This is a genomic window from Mycobacterium simiae, from assembly GCF_008370645.1.
GTDB classification, from domain to species: domain Bacteria; phylum Actinomycetota; class Actinomycetes; order Mycobacteriales; family Mycobacteriaceae; genus Mycobacterium; species Mycobacterium simiae_A.
The window spans coordinates 14,466-31,768 of the sequence record NZ_VTZN01000012.1 but is presented as its reverse complement, the minus strand read 5'-3'; the positions used below and the strand labels follow the sequence as shown (position 1 = coordinate 31,768).

The window sequence follows — 17,303 nt, the reverse complement described above, 5'->3', positions numbered from 1 at the left end:
GTGCCGGCCTGTCATCGTTGAGGTCATGACAAGCGCGGGCAAAGCGGCGTTGCGGAAACGGCTGAGCGCCGCCCGGCGCCTGGTTGCCGACGACGTTCGGGCCGCCGAAGCCGTGCTGTTGAGCCGATACTTGGAGCCGATGGTGAGCAGCGGCGCCACGGTCTGCGCCTACGTGCCGGTGCGCACCGAGCCGGGATCGATGCAGATGTTGGAAATGTTGCTGCGCCGGGCGGGGCGAGTGCTGCTGCCGGTAGCGCGCACAACCGACGACAACGTCCCAGTCCCGTTGCTGTGGGGCGAGTACCGGCCGGGTGCGCTGGTCAGCGGACGGTGGGGGCTGCTGGAGCCTCCCGAGCCCTGGCTGCCGGAGTCGACGGTCGGCGAGGCCGGCGTGGTGGTGGTGCCGGCGCTGGCCGTCGATCGTCGGGGCGTGCGGCTGGGCAAGGGTTTGGGCTTCTACGACCGCTCACTGGCCGGCGCCGACTCGCAAGCACGGCTGATCGCGCTGGTCCGCGATGAGGAACTGGTGGACGAGCTGCCGTCAGAACTGCACGACGTGCGCATGACTCACGCGATCACACCCGGGCGCGGGGTGATCGCCTTTCCGGTGAGGGAATGATCGAGCTCACGTGGCGGTTCTAGCACTTGAAACGGTAGAGTGCTAACCCAAGTGACATTATCCGGAGGTTGTTGTGCCGACTTATAGCTACGAGTGCACCGAGTGCGCCGACCGCTTCGACACTGTGCAGACCTTCACCGACGATGCGCTGACCACGTGCGGGAAATGCTCCGGTCGGTTGCGCAAGTTGTTCGGCTCTGTTGGTGTGGTGTTCAAGGGCAGTGGTTTTTATCGCACTGACAGCCGCGACTCAGCCAAGAAGTCAGAGACCGCGACCAACGGGTCTTCGACCAGCAGCCCAGCCACGAGTTCAAGTTCGGGATCGAGCGAGAAGTCAAGCAGCCCCACACCGTCCCCGGTGGCCGCTTCTAGCTAGCGGAAATAGGCCGCGAGCCATTAGCCGAGGTGGGCAAAGCCCGACTTGAACGCTGCGGTCAGCAGCCCCAGACCGGTGTTGCCGATGCCCGAGATGGTGTTGCCCAGGTTCAGTACACCCGATTGCAGTGGCCCGTAATTCTGGAAGCCGGAAGTGCCGCCCAGCGATGCGTTCGGCACCGCGTTCCAGAAGCCTGAGAGGCCAGACCCGACATTGCCCAAGCCCGATGAGCTGCCGGCACCGCTGTTGAAGAAACCCGACGACGGGGCGGTGGTGGAACTCTCTGAGCAGCCCACCCCAACCGGGTTCTCCACAGGCGACTTATTCATCGCCACCGTCGGCGCCCCGCAACGCCTACCGTGTCCGGCGTGGCACACACATCGCTGAATCCGAGCCTGATCAGCCGGCTATCGACGTCGTTGCGGCCGGACTGGACGCGCACCATCCTGGCCCGGCGCGTCGCAGCGGGCGGTCTTGTGGTGCTCGCCGGCATCGCAGCGCTGCGGTCGAATACCCACCCCAGCGGTCTCGAGGTGGTGGTGGCAGCACGCGACCTGGCTCCGGGCGCGGCATTGACCGCTGATGATCTTCGACTCGAAACGCGTTTGGCGCCAACGCTTCCCGACGGCGCGCAAACCGACCTGAGGTCAGTCGTCGGCACGACACTGGCCGGCCCGACGCGGCGCGGCGAGGTACTGACTGATGTACGAATCTTGAGCAGCCGACTGGCCGAGACCGCGGCCGGGTCCGGTGCGCGCATCGTGCCGCTCCATTTAGCCGACAACGCGCTGATCGACCTGGTTCGGGTCGGTGACGTCGTCGACGTATTGGCGGCGCCGCTGAACGAGGCGCCGGCAAATGCGCGGGTTCTGGCCACCGACGCCATCGTGGTACTGATCTCGGTCCAGCGCGAGACTCAGGCAGCTGACGACGGCCGGGTGGTCTTGGTCGCGCTGCCAGCCCGGGTGGCGAACGTGGTAGCCGGTGCGGCGCTAGGCCAGACGGTAACCGTCGTTCTACACTGAGCCGGTGGCCTGCGGAGCCGATAGCCCGGGTACCAACGTCAACATCGCCTCGCCGTCCGACGCCAGCTGCGGCATTCGTCCGAGCGCCCCCCTACTAGCTGCAGACTTCGATCTTGGCGGTCCCCGGCTCTCCGCCAGCGTCCGTCGCCGTACCGAGCAAATACACGAGTTGATCAGCAACGAGCTCTCCAACGACGACGAAGCTATGCGCGACGCGGTGGTGGCTATCTCCGAAGCCGGGAGCATGCCGTTGCGAGCCCTCGTCACGGTGCTGGCCGCACAACTTGGCCCCAACCCCGACACCTGGCAGGTCACCGTCGCGGGAGCAACCCTCGAGTTGATCCATCAAGCGGCGCTTTGCCACAACAATGTCGCGCAGCCGGGCGAGGTACGCCGCGGAGCGTTCGGCGGCAACGCCCACTGGAACAACAACATCGCAATCCTCACCGGCGACTACCAGTTCGCGATGGCCTCGCGCCTGGGCTCGCGGCTGGGTCCGATAGCTTTTCGGGTCATCGCCGAGACCTTTGCCGAGCTGGTCACCGGTCACATGTACGAAATCCGTGGCGCCGCGCCAGATGTCGACTCAATTGCGCATTACCTGCAGACCGCGAGCCAGAAGCGCGGCGCGCTCGTCGCAGCCGCCGGGCACTTGGGAGCGACGTTCGCCGGTGCGACTGACGAGACGATTCTTCGCCTCACACGGCTCGGGCGCCTCATCGGCACCGCATCGCAGATTGCGGACGACATCATGGGAATCGCCAACGACTTCGATAAGTCCGGCGATGTACCCGGGATTCATCGGTGGAATGGTGAGCACACGTTGCCGGTGCTCTACGCGCTGCGTGAGCCCGGGCCCAACGCAGATCGCCTGCGCAAGTCACTCGCCGACCCGATCGACGAAGACAAGATCGCCGAAGCCATCACCCTGCTGCGATGCTCGACGGCCGTGCTAGCGGCAAACGATGTGCTAGCCAGCTACGCCGCACAGGCCCGCGAAGAGCTTGCCGGCTTACCTGCGTGCGCGGCTCGCCAGGCCTTTTTCGAACTGATCGACTCCACGATCTCCCGGTGCACCTACCACAGCGCGGCCACACCGCGTGAATCGCCCCCTGGCCGGTCGGGTAATCACTGACTACCTCGCCTCGCGCGCAACCTCAGCTCTTTCCCGCGTCAACGCTCCTTTTCGCAACCAGTGATGTCATCACAACAGCCCACGCACCAAGCAGCTATCCCGCCACGCGAATTGGCAGCTAATAACCCGTCATCTCAACATATCCATGGCCTTTGATCGGACCGTCTCGATAATGCCCTTCAAAGGATGCGGCGCCTTCCCAATAGGGCGTAGTCCCCCGCCACTCTTGGTCGCGTATCAACGCGGCTCCAGTCAGCCTCAAACCAATCCGCTTTATCTCGATTTGCCAGCCAATGGGGTAGGTAGTGTGGCTGTAGGAACTGGTCCAGTGATCGTGCGCCGTTATGCGCCAATCGGACAGGCTTAGGTGTGTGACCGTGCCGTCGCCCGCAACAAATGTGCCACCCGAAAACGGACTGAATTCGCCATTTTTCCGCCGCAGCTGATAAATCATCAAAGCCGCCCCATTGTTGAATTGCAGCCCAAACCAATCCCACCCCAAATCATCGGCCGCCAAAGCGCCGGAAAAATACTCATGATCTTTCCAACTCACACCGGTGACAGAAAAACTTTCGCCATTAACGGTCACAGTGCCCCGCGTCGCCTGCCGTAGTAACGAATAGTAGTAGGACGCGGTTTCGGCATGTTCACTCTTCACGCTCAAGCCCGCATTACCGTGCAGAATGGGCGGCAGTGTTTGGGTTAGACTCAGTTCCAGAGCGGTGTGTTGCGTTTTCGCAGATAACGTGACCGACTTATTTTCGCTCTCGCGAGCGTACCAGTCTCCAACCCACACGCCATAGGGTTCCGCCGTGGCCCCGGCCATGCCTAATGCGGCCCGGCCAAATCTTTCTACCGGATAGAAGCCTCCTTTGGCGATATCGCTAATCGCAAAATTCGCCATATAAATCTGATTGGTGCGCCAAGACGAGCTGCCTTCCACTATCATTGCTTCAGCGGTTGGCGCCAAAGCCTTGCGGAAGAAAGTAAGCTGGTAGCCGAAAAGTCTCCCACCAGCGGTTTCCAGATTCCCAGTGTAATACCACCATTCCCCCTGGTAATCTTCATGCGGCCCAAAATCACGTGGGAATTGAATGGCACCCGGTTCGCTGGCTATGGCATACCCGGAAGCATCCTGATCTGCCAAAATGGCAAGTAGGGATTCAGCAGCTATACCATCCGCTTGCGGCTGTTGCCACCGCCACAGAGCCGCTGCCCCGACCAGTACAATAAGAACGGCCAACCCGATTTTTCTCATGCGCTATCATTCCTCATGAATAGCCGCGCTAATGCTCATCTTGCCCAAACGCAAAGCGGGATATACGCCGGCCGCCAGGGCGGCCGCCACCGCCACCAAAAAGGCTACGCTGAAATACTCCGTTGCAAGCTGCATATGCATGGTCCAGCCAAATGACCTTACGTTAATAATGTAGACAAGAATCCAAGCCAATACGACACCCGTGGGCATGGCTATCAAGCCTGCCAGCGTGCCCATTAACATGGTACGAATCAATGTCAATCTCCATAATTGACGAACGGTCATCCCCACGGCCCGGAAAATACCTACCTCACGAGCGCGCTCTAGTTCCAAACTCATCAATGCACTAAGTACACCGATAAATGCCACAACAGTGGCCACTAATTGTAGAGCTATGGTGATCGCAAAGCTCCGATCAAAGATAACCATCGACGCTTCGCGAACGCTACGACTTGATTGGATTACAATGTCCTCACGCCCGGCGAGCTTGGCTCGCAGCTGATCCAACAGAGTTTCCACGGTCACGCCTGGTTTTGCGAAGAGGAACATCGTTGTCACGTTCGCATCCCGCCACCTATTTCGATAGCTGGCCTGATCCATAAGAACGACTCCCTGATCTGAGGTGTAGTCAGCGAAAACAGCCAGCACGGGGAAGGCAAGTGGCCCGGAATCGGTCATGAGAGTGATGGGTCCTGGCGGGATACTCAAATGCTGACGCGATACCAAGGGTTCCGATAACATCACACCTTCCCCAGCCAGGAAACGTGACCACAGAGTTGCTTGGTCCCCGCCAATCCACCGATATGGCCGCTTGCCATCGGACATATCGCCCGTGACCGCCATCAATTCAACGTCGCGCCCCCAGGCCGGGGCAAAAGCGGTCGCATACCGCGCGGTAACTGCGTCACGGACTCCCGGCCATTTGCTCAAAATCCCGACAACATCTGGAGGAAGATTACCGCTGGGACGACCGGAGGTTAGGGTGGGCGGGGATACATAGATATCTGCTTTCAGGGTCACTTCTAGCCAGTTGGCCAGGGTTCGCCGGAACGAACCCACCGACATGGACACGCCCACAATCAAGGCGACGGCCATCATCAAAGCGGCTATAGCGACAGAGGTACGACTCAATGACCGCTCAATATCACGGGGGGCCATTCGTCCTAGCGGCCCGAGGAAGCGGCCGAGGCCGGGAGCTATGCGCAACATCACCAGCCGGGTCAGTGGCGGCGTGGTCAGCGCAAAGGCGATCAGAACGGAAAAGAGGCCAACAAAGGCCATGATCAAGTTATCGGCCGGCCACCACAGCATCAAGACGCCAAAGCCACCTAGGCCTAACCATGACGCCCACAACCACGGCATCAGTCGCGCGACCTTGCTTTCCAGGGAGGAGCGTCGGAGCGTGCTCGCAGGGGTAGTGCGCATCGCTTCTATAGCGGGGGGTATCGTGGCTACAATGGCAGCCAAGATGCCACACAGCAGCCCTTTCAATATGCTCCCGTGGGACACCGCCACGTTGCGAACATTGACAATGAAATAAAAATCATTGAGCGTTCGGGTCACCAGGTTGGTCACCCCTTCACCGAGCCAAATTCCGAATAAGAGGCCCACGCCAGTGCCAATCAGTCCGGCAATAATGGACTCGGTCATTATCAGCCAGAACATTTGCAATCGAGTCACGCCCAGACAGCGCAAGATGGCAAATAATGGCCGACGCTGGATGACATTGAAAGTTACGGTGTTGTAAATCAAGAAAATACCAACAAGTAAGGCGATCAAACTGAGTGCCGTCAAGTTGATCGTAAACGCTGAGGTCATCTGCCTGATACTGTTGGTTCTCGCATCGGCGGTTTCTAGACGCACGCCGGGTGGCAAACGGGCTGCGATTTGTGTCGCCGTGGCTGAGTCTTCGATGATCAAATCGGCGTGACTGAGTTTGCCGGGCATATGAAAAAGCTCTTGAGCGGTGGCGATGTCGGCGATGATAAGATCACGTGATTTTTCTTTGGTAATTTCGTCGGGTGTCGCCATCAAGCCAACTAAGGTTACAGTGGTAGGTGTGCCCGCCACTTGCAGGGTAAACTTGTCACCCAGCGCTAACTGATATTTCTCCGCTGTGCCTTGACTGATAATGACCGCATTAGGCTGCCCTAAGAACTTAACTAATACTGATACATCTTGCTTTCGCCATAAAGTCCAGCGGAAAGGGGGCTCCGCAAAGGCGTCGACGCCCATTAGCCGCATAGCGTGATTGCCCATTCTTGGGGCCAACACATACCCCTCAATTACGGGAGCGGACAAATCATATCCCGCTTTGCGCAGATTGACATAGAGCTGTTCGTCGAGCCCAGCAGATCCCCCCACCAAGCGATGGGTGGTTTTCCCGGTAACGGCTTCGGTTGAGAGGTCAAACGCACGTTGGGCAGAGCTACTCGAAAGATCGATGGCTACGATCATGGCTACTCCCAGACCGATTCCCAAGATCAGAAGGACATATTGAAATGGCCGTTGCCGCAGCCGGCGCCAAGCCATGTGCAGCAACGGAGCATAAGCCAGAAATGCTCGACTATTCGCGTATTTCATATCATGGATATTGGACAGGTAGGCTGAGAGATATTGTTTTCTTGGGACTGATCGGATATCAATTTTCCGCCCGTTAAGGTGAGAACCCGATCAGCATGATTCACGACGGCCGGACTATGGGTGGCCATAATCAAGGTTTTACCGGCTTGACGGGTGAGGTCAAGCAGGACGGCCAATACCACGTCGCCGGTGTCGTTGTCGAGGTTGCCCGTCGGCTCGTCGGCGAGGATTAGCATGGGATCATGCGCCAGTGCTCGAGAAATAGCCACACGCTGTTGCTCTCCACCGGACAGTTTATCTGGAAAAGTATCTTCGCGGCCGGCTAGGCCCACTTTCTCTAAGAGGTCGCGGGCGACAATGGCAGCTTTTCGGTGCTTTATTCCGGCCAGCTCCTGAGGCAGGGTAATGTTTTCTAGCACGGTTAGCGTAGGAATGAGGTTGAAAAATTGGAAAACCATGCCGATGTGGTCGCGCCGAAAGAGCGTCCGGTTCCGCTCGCTAATTTTTGTGAGAGCAAAGCCGTGAATTATCACGTCGCCGCTGGTTGGCTTTTCGATGCCGCTGATGAGGTTGAGTAAGGTGCTTTTACCGCTACCACTCTGCCCCAATATCGCCACGAACTCACCTTGCGCAAAATGGGCAGTGATGTCGTCTAAGACGAGTCGTTGGGTTTCGCCTTCTTGGAAAGTTCTGCTTAAATTCCTGAGCTGGACGGCAGGTGGCTCGCGCATGAAGGTCCTTTTTCCGGTCGCTTCCAGTATTGTAGTTCAGACCGTGCACGACCGCATGTGTTCGCAATATACGGCTGCCGGTTGAGTGTTAGCGGGAAGTTCGACTGTGCCAATACACGGGGATGCCGTCGGGACCACCATCGATCGAGTAAGAGCCGCAACGCCACGTTTGGAACGCAGCCGTACGCCACGCCCCGCTAGTGCCCTCGGGCGGCGCTGCCCGAGGAGGTCGAGGTGTTAACGACGATCCAAACCTAGGCCAGAGACGACGCGACTGGCCGGGTTTTCATCCGTCGTCAAGGCGCGGTCTCGGCCCAATTTCACCGCCAATGCCGGACAACCCCTTACCACCTGAGTGCCACGGCAACCGCCCGCCCCCGCTGCGCCCTGTTGCCACGCGCAAGGGCGGCCCCACATACTCAGCACACCCAAGCGGAACCAGTGCACCCAAATGAGGCACCGTCCAGCGGCATTTGCTGAGTTTCCTCCTCGGTTGGTCAGGTCGATTGCTCCACGAGGTTTGGAGGATCTTTTGCGGTTCGGGCGTTTTATGGACGAACCACTCCGGATGCGCGGCGTGGGCGTGTAGGACGCCAGCGTGCTTGTCGCGGACTGCGCGTCAGTCACAGCGTCGACCTCGCATTGATATCCGCGCTCACGGAGAGCATCTCCAAGATGAGGTAGATATCGGCGTCCGGGTGTTGCTCGAAATGGGCGGCCAGGCTGGGTCTCCAGATCTGAGATCTGGCGGTTCGGCTCGGCGATGATGCCGACGGCGGCCGGGTGGTGGCCCGAACGCGTTGCTCACCGCTTGCGGTGGGGCCAGCTGCTCGGACCGTAGTGCGGCCCGCGCTTGGCGGGCGCGCTCGGCGATACCAGTCATCACCGATAAAGATCATCGATCGCCGCCTTCTTTGGGAATTCAGCTGTCGATCAACTTATTTCGAGCCGAGGCACCCAGCGGCAACCTAGTGGATCAGTGCTCAGAACCGGCACGACGTCAAACCAGCGCTACGGGCCACCCAATCAACCCGCCGAGGCACGAACTAGCCTTAGAAGTCGGCCATCACTTCTGCCTGAACAAGTGCTCACCGACCGGCGGCTCGGTTGATCAGCCTCACTCGACGAGCGGCAAATACCCGCCAAGGCCACGCTGATCGATTCCCATGAGGCGGCTCCCGACACAGGATTTCGCCAAGCGCGTTCGCAACAGGTACGGGGGAACGCAAATATTCCGGATCACAAAGTCACATCGTCGTGTGGTAAATGACACCTAGTGAGCTAGTTTTTTATAGTCCCAGTCCTGAACTTCGGAAGATGCCCACTGCAGAAAGGACAGCTGCATGTTTAAAGGATTCAAGGAGTTTCTCGCGCGGGGCAATATCGTCGACCTGGCTGTCGCGGTGGTCATCGGTACCGCGTTCACGGCGTTGGTCACCAAGTTCACCGATAGCATTATCACGCCGTTGATCAACCGGATCGGCGTCAACCAACAATCTGACGTCGGCATCCTGAAAATCAGCATTGGCGGCGGCCAAACCATCGATTTGAACATCCTGCTGTCTGCGGCCATCAACTTCGTGCTGATCGCCGGCGTGGTGTATTTCCTGATCGTGCTGCCCTACAACACGCTGCGCAAGCGGGGCGAGGTCGAGCAGGCGGACGACGCACAAGTCGTCCTGCTAACCGAAATTCGTGACCTGCTGGCACAAACGAACGGGTCCGGCCCGTCCGGCAAGCATGGTACCGAGCCAACTGCGTCGGTGTCGCCACCCCCGAACTACGGACCCCGCGCGGACACCTGAGCCGCTGGGTCACCGAGAATTAGATCTCGAGGCTCGATAGCTTCCCGATTATGTGAGCAGCCAACGGATTCAGCGTCGCCATGCCGTCACGCACGGCGTAGCGGGAACCGGCGAGGTTGACCACCAACGTGCTGCCGGATACGCCGGCCAAGCCTCGTGACAATCCGGCGTCGGTGATGCCCGCCGACAGTCCGGAGGCCCGGATGGCCTCGGCGATACCTAGGATTTCCCGGTCCAGGATCTCGCGGGTGGCCTCGGGGGTGACATCACGGGGCGTCACTCCGGTTCCACCCACCGACACCACCAAGTCGACCCCGCCGATCACCGCGGTGTTCAATGCGTTGCGGATTTCGACCTCGTCGGCCTCGACCGCGACCACGCCGTCAACAACGAAACCGGCCTCGGTGAGCAGCTCGGTGACCAGCGGCCCGCTGTGATCCTCGTCGCCATGGGCGGTGCGATCGTCGACGACGACGACAAGTGCCCGCCCAACTACCAACTCCGCACCCTGTTCCATGGGGGAAACCGTATATCCGAGTTCTGACAACGATGCGTCTGCCTTCATCACTGCTCCGCCTTACCCAGCGTTACCTGTACCGTCCGGCTGCCACCCGAAGGATCTTGGAAGGTCAGCGCCACCTTGTCACCCGGCGCCTTGGACCGCACGGCGGCAACCAGCGCGTCAGCACTGTTGATCGGGCGGTCTTCGACCTTGGTGACGACGACTCCCTTGGGGACTCCGGCATTAGCGGCGGCGCCGCCTTGCACCACCTCGATGACCTTGGCGCCCGGTATTCCCTTGTCCGTGGTCACCTGCACTCCCAACGAGGCATGTGTCGCCTTGCCGGTGCTAATCAGCTCGTCGGCAATGCGCTTGGCCTGATCGACCGGAATCGCGAAGCCGAGTCCGATGGAACCGCTCTGCGCGTCACCGGAATCCGCCCCCAGGGTGGCGATGGCGGAGTTGACGCCGACGAGTTGGGCGTTCATGTTGACCAACGCACCGCCGGAGTTGCCGGGGTTGATCGCGGCGTCGGTCTGAATGGCGTCCAACACCGTGTTCTGATTACCGGCTTCGCCCGTCGTCGACACTGGACGGTTCAGCGCACTGACGATTCCCGTCGTCACGGTGCCGGCCAGGCCCAGCGGTGATCCGATCGCCACCACCGGCTGGCCCACCCGCAGATCTGACGAGGAACCCATGGAAATCGGGCTGAGTCCAGAGGCACCCTGCACCCGAACCACCGCGATATCACTGGTGGGATCGGCCCCGACCACCGTGAACGGCGCGGTCCGACCGTCGAAGAAGGTCACTGTCGTTTTCGGCGGTGGAGCACCGGCGGGGGGTTTGGCTGCGGCCGCCACGACGTGGTTGTTGGTTAGGATCAGCCCGTCGGCCGACAGAATGATGCCGGACCCCTCCTCCGACGAACGCCCCATATCGGTCTCCAGCATGACCACGCTGGGCACCACCTTGGTGGCGACCTGTTCGACCGAGCCTGGCGGCATATTTGCTGCCGGGACGCTGGGAGCACCGCTGGCAACTACTCCGCCGCCGTTGCTACTCGCGGGCGACCGGCTCAGTTCGATGACCGATGCGGCCGCGCCACCGATGCCTGCGGACACCACGGCGATGGTCAGCGCGCCAATTGCCAACATGCCTGCCCGGGGGCGTGGAGGACGAATCACGTTGGGAGGAAGCGTGATTGGCGGAAACATACCGGGTATCGGCCCCGGCCCGGTACCTCCCGAAATCGGGCCTGGCCCGGTACCCGTGGCGGACTCATACGGCGGCCGAAACTGCTGCTGCGACGGCTGATAGCGCCAGTCTAAGTGCTGGTTGTATGTTTGCTGCGGCCCGTGCGCATACGCGGGGGGCACAGGCTGGTTAGGCGCGGTACGATATCCCGGCTGCTGCGGCGGTGGCGAATACCTCGGGTGATTCGTCATGTCGCTTAGTCGCTCTTCCTCTACTCGGGCTTAGTCAGCCCTGTGTTTGGCCATGCGCTGCTTACATGGGCTTGCGTCAACAGTAACCGCACCCCTACCTTGCGCGCGTGGACTGAGAATCCACTGAGATAACGTTTGCCGAATCCCGAGAGTTCGCTCGGCCCTCAACGCCCTCCCTAGGCAGCTCGGATTCGAGCGTCGCCCTGGTATCCAACGGAACGGCTGGGTAGGCCGGACCCGGCAGCGGGCGGCCCGGAAGCAGCAGAAAAATCGACGTTCCCGGCGGCTGCCCACCTGGGACGGTGTCCTCGACGCGCAGCGATCCACCGTGGTTGAGCGCCACCTGCTTGACGATTGCCAGGCCCAAGCCCGAACCCGGCATCGCTCGCGCGGATGTAGAGCGGTAGAACCGTTCGAACACCAGGCGACGCTCCTGCGGAGGAATGCCCGGCCCGTGGTCAGAAACCACCAGCTCGGCGTGTGACGGGTTCAGTTGTCTCAGCGTGACGCCCACGTGGCCACCCGGCGGGCTCCACTTGGCGGCGTTGTCCATGAGGTTCAGTGCCGCCCGGGACAGTCCGGCGGCATCGCCGTAGACCTGCCAGCGAATCACATTGACATCGAAACAAATATCGTTGCGACGCCGTCTGACCCGCTCCAGGCTGCGGTCAATGACATCAGCCATGTCGACCGGCTCATGCACCACCTCGCCCGCGTCGCCGCGGGTCAGGTCCACCAAATCGCCGACTAGGGTGGACAATTCCTCGATTTGGGCCAACACGTCGGCACGCAGACCAACCATCTCCTGCTCCGGTAACCGCGGAGCCCCAGGCGCCATGGAGGCCATCAGCAGCTCGACGTTGGTGCGTAGCGACGTCAGCGGGGTACGTAATTCGTGTCCGGCGTCGGTGACCAGCCGGGCCTGCCGTTCCCGAGACTCGGCGAGCGCCCGCAGCATCAAATTGAATGCCTCGGTAAGTCTGGCCAGCTCATCGCTACCAAATACCGGGATGGGCCGCAGGTCATCGGTTCGGGCCACCCGCTCGGCCGCTTCGGTGAGCCGGCCCACCGGACGCAGCCCCGCCCGGGTCACCATCCCCCCGGCCACCGCGGCCACCGCGACACCCACCCCCCCGACGATCAGCAGCACCGCACGCAGTTTGGTCATGACCGCTTCCGTGGGCTTCAAACTCTTGGAGATCAGCAGTGAACTGCCATTGGGCAAATGGATGGCCAGCACCCGCTGATCGGCGGCGGTCCGTCGCGACATGAACAGCTCGCCGCGGATGACCGCCTTCTCGGGCGCTCCGACGGGCAGGTTCTGTCCTGGCTGGTTGGCGGTATAGATCGAATGGCCGGGATTCACTAGCATCGCGTTGACGTCCGAATAGGCAGTGCCTTCGATGGCTTTACCCGGGTCGGCGGCCAGTGAACCGCTAGCGATCAGCAACTGCGCCCGGCTTTCTAGCTGGTTGTCGATGTCGCTGTAGAGGGCGGCCGAGATCACCGCGTACACCGCGAAGGACACCAAGACGACCACCATCGCAACCATCGACATCGCCAGCAGCATGACCCGCCAGCGCAGCGATAGCGAGCTCGTGGTGCGCAGCGGGGGGCGCGCTCGGCGGCGGAAGCGCATCATCAAGGCGGCGTTTCGCGGAGCACGTAACCCACTCCCCTGACGGTGTGGATCAGCCGCGGCTCGCCATCGGCCTCGGTCTTGCGACGCAGGTACCCGACGTAGACCTCAAGCGCGTTGCCAGACGTGGGAAAGTCGAACCCCCACACCTCTTCGAGAATGCGACTACGGGTGAGCACCCGTCGCGGATTGGCGATCAACATCTCCAGCAGGGCGAACTCGGTGCGGGTGAGGCTGATCCGGCGCTGCCCGCGGGTGACTTCTCGGGTAACCGGGTCCAGGCTCAGGTCGGAGAACCGCATGGCCACCGACTCGGCGACATCCTCGGGCTTGGTGCGCCGCAGCAGGGCCCGCATCCGCGCCAGCAGCTCTTCCAGGGCGAACGGCTTGGGCAGGTAATCATCAGCACCGGCATCTAGCCCAGCTACCCGCTCGGAAACAGAGTCCCGGGCGGTCAGCACCAAAATGGGCAGGTCATCACCTGTGCTGCGGAGCTGACGACACACCTCCAGGCCGTCCAGCCGCGGCATCATGACATCCAATACCAGCGCGTCGGGCCGATCGCTGGCAATCATGTCGAGAGCCTCCAGCCCGTCATGGGCCAACTCGACCGAGTAGCCGTTGAAGGAGAGCGACCGGCGCAATGACTCGCGCACGGCGCGATCGTCGTCGACGACAAGAATCCGCACGGACATTAGTTTCGTACCACCGCCTGAGACTGGCCTGAGAGGCGCGCCGTGGTTGCGGCGGGTCTGGCCGGCGGGTTAGTCACATGCGCCACAGCAGCCCCTGCCGGGCAGCATGGTCTTTCTGGGCACATCGGGTGCCAGGCCCGCGCCGGGAGTGATGTGGTAGCTGTGACCACTGCAACTGAGCGGACTGCCGGCCTGGAGCGAGCTAGCGCCGGTCGAGGTCGATGAGGCCCAGGCGCGCCGCCTTGAGTAGCCTGCGGGGCACCTTGTGCTTCTGGCCCGCCACGGTGACACCGACCAGTTCGGTCGAGGTGGCCTTCCACTGCGAGCGTCGGCTTCGGGTATTCGCGCGCGACATCCTGCGCTTGGGTACCGCCATGGTGGGGCCTTACTCCTTGATCGGGGGTCGGTGTGTCGCGTTGCATGGCTGAGCGGCCTCACGGCGACGATCGCCTTCAAGGGTAGTCGGTGACGCGCAGGCCACCAAAACCGCGACAATCGAGGCGGGTATCACACCACCATCGGTAGGCAAGCTATGCTGACCTACCGGTTGGTTGGCTGGTTTCGCCCCATCGGTAATCCCAATGAAGGGAGACGCGCATGGCTTCCGTGTCTGGTGCTGTGCGCATCGCCAACTGCTCGGGTTTCTATGGCGACCGCCTCTCAGCCATGCGCGAAATGCTCACCGGCGGCGACGTGGATTACGTCACCGGCGACTATCTGGCCGAGCTGACCATGCTGATCCTGGGTCGCGACCGGATGAAAAATCCTGACCGGGGCTACGCCAAGACGTTCCTCACCCAACTGGAGGACTGTCTGGGGCTAGCCTGCGATCGCGGGGTCCGCATTGTGGCCAACGCCGGTGGCCTGAACCCGGCCGGGCTGGCCGACGCGATCCGGGCCCTCGCCCAGCGCCTCGGGGTTCCGGCGCGGGTCGCCCACGTGGAAGGCGACGACCTGCGGTCCCGTGCGGCCGAACTCGGCCTCGGCACACCGCTGACGGCCAATGCCTACCTGGGTGCTTGGGGCATCGTCGATTGCCTCACCGCCGGAGCCGACGTCGTGGTCACCGGTAGGGTAACCGACGCCTCGGTGATCGTCGGATCGGCGGCGGCGCACTTCGGCTGGGGCCGCACCGACTACCACCAGCTGGCCGGCGCCGTGGTTGCCGGTCACGTCATCGAATGCGGCGTGCAGGCCACCGGCGGCAACTACGCGTTTTTCACCGAGATTCCCGCGGTACCAGGCCTCGTGCACGCCGGCTTCCCGCTGGCCGAGGTGCACGCCGACGGTTCCTCGGTGATCACCAAGCATCCCGGCACCGGCGGCCTGGTCAGCGTCGACACCGTTACTGCGCAACTCCTCTACGAGATCACCGGTGCGCGTTATGCCAACCCTGATGTGACGGCCCGGATGGACACCATCGAACTGTCGGGCGACGGCCCAGACCGGGTGCGCATCGCCGGCGTGGTTGGCGAGCCGCCGCCACCCACGCTGAAGGTGTCGCTGAACAGCATCGGCGGCTTCCGCAACTCCGTGACGTTCGTACTGACCGGCTTGGACATCGAGGCCAAAGCCGCTTTGGTGCGACACCAGCTCGAAGCTGCGCTGACCGTCAAGCCCGCCGAACTCGAGTGGACCCTGGCCCGCACCGACCACCCCGACGCCGACACCGAGGAGGCGGCCAGCGCCTTGCTGCGCTGCGTGGTCCGCGATCCCGATCCCGCCCATGTCGGACGACAATTCTCTTCGGCGGCAGTCGAATTGGCGTTGGCCAGCTATCCGGGTTTCACCGTGACCGCCCCGCCCGGCGACGGTCAGGTATACGGCGTGTTCGCCCCGGGCTACGTGGACGCCAGCCAGGTGCCGCACGTCGCGGTCCATCCGGATGGCAACCGCACCGACATTCCTAGCGCCACACAGACTTTGGAGCTAGCACCGGTGGCTCCCCCGCCGCTGCCCGAGCCGTTGCCGGCTGGCCCGACCCGGCGGGTGCCGCTGGGTTTGATTGCCGGTGCCCGCAGCGGCGACAAGGGTGGTTCCGCCAACGTCGGGGTGTGGGTACGCACTGACGAGCAGTGGCGCTGGCTGGCCAACACGTTGACCGTTACGCTACTCCAGGAGCTACTGCCCGAAACGGCCGCCCTCGAGGTCGCCCGGCATGTGCTGCCCAACCTGCGGGCGCTGAACTTCGTGATCGAGGGGATCCTGGGTCAGGGCGTTGCCTATCAAGCGCGGTTCGATCCGCAAGCCAAGGGGCTGGGCGAATGGTTGCGCAGCCGCCATGTCGACATTCCGGAGACGCTGTTGTGAGTATCTGGACCACACCGGAGCGCGAGCAGCTGCGAAAGACGGTGCGCGCGTTCGCCGAACGAGAAGTTCTGCCGCATATCCAGGAATGGGAGCGAGTCGGTGAATTGCCGCGCGACTTGCACCGTCGGGCCGGAGCCGCCGGCCTGCTGGGCGCAGGCTTTCCCGAAGCCGTCGGCGGCGGCGGCGGTGACGCCGCCGATCCGGTGATCATCTGCGAAGAGATGCACCAAGCAGGTGCGCCCGGCGGAGTCTTCGCGTCGCTATTCACCTGTGGCATCGCGGTGCCGCACATGATCGCCTCCGGTGATGCACGGTTGATCGACACCTACGTTCGTCCCACGCTAGCCGGAGAGAAAATCGGTGCGCTGGCCATCACCGAACCCGGCGGCGGTTCCGACGTCGGGCATCTGCGCACCAGCGCGGTGCGCGACGGCGACCACTACGTGATCAACGGTGCCAAGACGTACATCACCTCAGGGGTGCGCGCCGACTACGTCGTCACCGCAGTCCGCACGGGCGGGCCGGGCGCCGCGGGGGTGTCGCTGGTGGTGGTCGAAAAGGGAACTCCTGGTTTTGAGGTCACCCGCAAGTTGGACAAGATGGGCTGGCGCTCCTCGGACACCGCCGAGTTGTCCTACAACGACACCCGGGTGCCGGCTACCAATCTGGTCGGGGCGCAGAACACCGGCTTCGCCCAGATCGCCCAGGCCTTCGTCTCCGAACGTATCGGACTTGCAGCACAAGCCTATTCGAGCGCGCAGCGATGTCTGGACATCACCGCGCAGTGGTGTCGCGACCGGGAGACATTCGGGCGTCCGCTGATCTCGCGGCAGTCGGTGCAGAACACGCTGGCCGAGATGGCCCGGCGCATTGACGTCGCCCGCGTCTACTCGCGCCACGTGGTGGAGCGTCAGCTGGCCGGGGAGACGAATCTGATTCCGCAGGTGTGCTTCGCCAAGAACACCGCCGTCGACGCCGGCGAATGGGTGGCCAACCAAGCCGTCCAGCTCTTCGGCGGCATGGGCTATATGGCCGAATCCGAGATCGAACGCCAATACCGGGACATGAGAATCATCGGCATCGGCGGCGGAACTACCGAAATACTCACCGCTTTGGCCGCCAAACTGCTGGGGTATCAATCATGATCTCACCGCCCGCTCATCGCTCCGCACCGCAT

15 protein-coding genes and 1 pseudogene are annotated in these 17,303 nt (G+C 62.2%); 7 read left to right on the top strand and 9 right to left on the bottom strand.

All coding sequences use genetic code 11. The features are described 5' to 3' along the window. The first annotated feature begins 25 nt into the window (after positions 1-25). Together F0Q45_RS03740 and F0Q45_RS03735 are read left to right on the top strand one after the other, a co-directional pair. Complete coding sequence (locus tag F0Q45_RS03740) at positions 26-619, top strand: 5-formyltetrahydrofolate cyclo-ligase (protein ID WP_149652647.1); 594 nt, start codon at positions 26-28, stop codon at positions 617-619. A 73-nt stretch (positions 620-692) separates the two neighbouring features. Next, on the top strand, positions 693-995 hold the full coding sequence (locus tag F0Q45_RS03735) for an FmdB family zinc ribbon protein (protein WP_149652646.1): 303 nt from the start codon (positions 693-695) through the stop codon (positions 993-995). 20 nt (positions 996-1,015) lie between these two features. On the opposite strand, the pseudogene F0Q45_RS03730 reads toward F0Q45_RS03735, so the two are convergent. Continuing rightward, a pseudogene (locus F0Q45_RS03730) lies at positions 1,016-1,276 on the bottom strand (hypothetical protein); the annotation flags it as partial. Between the two features lie 87 nt (positions 1,277-1,363). Between F0Q45_RS03730 and F0Q45_RS03725 the strand changes: the two are divergent. Further along, entirely contained in the window at positions 1,364-2,020 is a 657-nt protein-coding gene (locus tag F0Q45_RS03725) for an SAF domain-containing protein (RefSeq protein ID WP_149652644.1), read from the top strand. Between the two features lie 73 nt (positions 2,021-2,093). Beyond that, positions 2,094-3,155 carry a polyprenyl synthetase family protein gene (locus F0Q45_RS03720; protein ID WP_188112773.1) on the top strand — a complete coding sequence of 354 codons (1,062 nt, stop codon included), beginning with the start codon at positions 2,094-2,096 and terminating at the stop codon, positions 3,153-3,155. A gap of 118 nt (positions 3,156-3,273) precedes the next feature. On the opposite strand, the gene F0Q45_RS03715 is transcribed toward F0Q45_RS03720, so the two are convergent. Genes F0Q45_RS03715 through F0Q45_RS03705 form a run of 3 tightly spaced genes read right to left on the bottom strand, consistent with a single transcriptional unit; the run spans position 3,274 to position 7,727 of the window. Continuing rightward, positions 3,274-4,413: a lipocalin-like domain-containing protein gene (locus F0Q45_RS03715; protein ID WP_149652643.1), complete on the bottom strand. Its 1,140-nt coding sequence runs from the start codon at positions 4,411-4,413 to the stop codon at positions 3,274-3,276. A 6-nt stretch (positions 4,414-4,419) separates the two neighbouring features. Continuing rightward, positions 4,420-6,996, bottom strand: coding sequence for an ABC transporter permease (locus F0Q45_RS03710; RefSeq protein WP_149652642.1), 2,577 nt, complete (start codon positions 6,994-6,996; stop codon positions 4,420-4,422). Then, positions 6,993-7,727, bottom strand: coding sequence for an ABC transporter ATP-binding protein (locus F0Q45_RS03705; RefSeq protein ID WP_149652641.1), 735 nt, complete (start codon positions 7,725-7,727; stop codon positions 6,993-6,995). Before F0Q45_RS03705 ends, F0Q45_RS03710 begins: the two co-directional genes overlap by 4 nt. A gap of 1,343 nt (positions 7,728-9,070) precedes the next feature. On the opposite strand from F0Q45_RS03705, the gene mscL reads away from it, so the two are divergent. After that, entirely contained in the window at positions 9,071-9,532 is a 462-nt protein-coding gene (gene mscL, locus F0Q45_RS03700; protein ID WP_149652640.1) for a large-conductance mechanosensitive channel protein MscL, read from the top strand. A gap of 19 nt (positions 9,533-9,551) precedes the next feature. On the opposite strand, the gene F0Q45_RS03695 is transcribed toward mscL, so the two are convergent. From F0Q45_RS03695 to rpmF, 5 genes are all read right to left on the bottom strand, one after another. Continuing rightward, positions 9,552-10,097, bottom strand: coding sequence for a MogA/MoaB family molybdenum cofactor biosynthesis protein (locus tag F0Q45_RS03695; protein WP_149652639.1), 546 nt, complete (start codon positions 10,095-10,097; stop codon positions 9,552-9,554). Continuing rightward, positions 10,097-11,482: a trypsin-like peptidase domain-containing protein gene (locus F0Q45_RS03690; protein ID WP_149652638.1), complete on the bottom strand. Its 1,386-nt coding sequence runs from the start codon at positions 11,480-11,482 to the stop codon at positions 10,097-10,099. The genes F0Q45_RS03695 and F0Q45_RS03690 overlap by 1 nt, the downstream gene beginning before the upstream one ends. Before the next feature lie 94 nt (positions 11,483-11,576). Then, on the bottom strand, positions 11,577-13,124 hold the full coding sequence (locus F0Q45_RS03680) for a HAMP domain-containing sensor histidine kinase (protein WP_149652637.1): 1,548 nt from the start codon (positions 13,122-13,124) through the stop codon (positions 11,577-11,579). Continuing rightward, positions 13,124-13,810 (bottom strand): two-component system response regulator MprA, encoded by a 687-nt coding sequence (mprA, locus tag F0Q45_RS03675; protein ID WP_188112770.1) that lies wholly within the window; start codon positions 13,808-13,810, stop codon positions 13,124-13,126. The genes F0Q45_RS03680 and mprA overlap by 1 nt, the downstream gene beginning before the upstream one ends. Positions 13,811-14,018: 208 nt before the next feature. After that, on the bottom strand, positions 14,019-14,192 hold the full coding sequence (gene rpmF / locus F0Q45_RS03670; RefSeq protein ID WP_122444383.1) for a 50S ribosomal protein L32: 174 nt from the start codon (positions 14,190-14,192) through the stop codon (positions 14,019-14,021). Between the two features lie 242 nt (positions 14,193-14,434). On the opposite strand from rpmF, the gene F0Q45_RS03665 reads away from it, so the two are divergent. Together F0Q45_RS03665 and F0Q45_RS03660 are read left to right on the top strand one after the other, a co-directional pair. Beyond that, positions 14,435-16,126: an acyclic terpene utilization AtuA family protein gene (locus F0Q45_RS03665; RefSeq protein WP_149652666.1), complete on the top strand. Its 1,692-nt coding sequence runs from the start codon at positions 14,435-14,437 to the stop codon at positions 16,124-16,126. After that, a complete protein-coding gene (locus F0Q45_RS03660) occupies positions 16,123-17,271 on the top strand; it encodes an acyl-CoA dehydrogenase family protein (RefSeq protein WP_149652635.1) in 1,149 nt (382 codons plus the stop codon). The genes F0Q45_RS03665 and F0Q45_RS03660 overlap by 4 nt, the downstream gene beginning before the upstream one ends. Positions 17,272-17,303 lie beyond the last annotated feature (32 nt).